Genomic DNA, 629 nt, shown 5'->3' on the forward strand with positions numbered 1-629 from the left:
GCCTCGCGCGACGAAATCGGTGACCTGATGCGCGCCCTGCACGCGATGAACGACTCGCTCACGCGGGTGGTGTCGGAAGTGCAGAGCGGGACCAACGCGATCGCCATCGGCTCGACCGAAATCGCCGCCGGCAACCTGGACCTGTCGGCGCGCACCGAGCAGCAAGCCAGTTCGCTCGAAGAAACCGCCGCTTCGATGGAAGAACTGACGTCCACCGTGCGCCAGAACGCCGACAACGCGCACCAGGCCAACCAGCTCGCCCTGGCCGCCTCCCAAGTGGCGCGCAAGGGCGGCGCGATCGTCAGCCAGGTGGTCGACACCATGGGTTCGATCGAAGCGTCGTCGCGCAAGATCGTCGATATCATCGGCGTGATCGACAGCATCGCCTTCCAGACCAATATCCTGGCCTTGAATGCGGCGGTGGAAGCGGCGCGCGCCGGCGAGCAGGGTCGCGGCTTTGCGGTGGTGGCGTCCGAAGTGCGCACGCTGGCGCAGCGCTCGGCAGGCGCGGCCAAGGAAATCAAGGGCTTGATCGGCGACTCGGTGGCGCAGGTCAGCAACGGCACGCGCCTGGTGCAGGAAGCCGGCACCACCATCGGCGAAGTGGTCGACAGCGTGGCGCGCGTGAC

Annotated in this window: 1 protein-coding gene; it reads left to right on the forward strand. The window is 67.4% G+C overall.

Translation table 11 applies throughout. The annotated features are described in order from the left end of the window. Positions 1-629 (forward strand): methyl-accepting chemotaxis protein (locus F0185_RS34125; RefSeq protein ID WP_229477323.1); only part of this gene is annotated, 629 nt, incomplete at both ends.

This window comes from Massilia rubra (assembly GCF_011682065.1).
Classification (GTDB): domain Bacteria; phylum Pseudomonadota; class Gammaproteobacteria; order Burkholderiales; family Burkholderiaceae_D; genus Telluria_A; species Telluria_A rubra.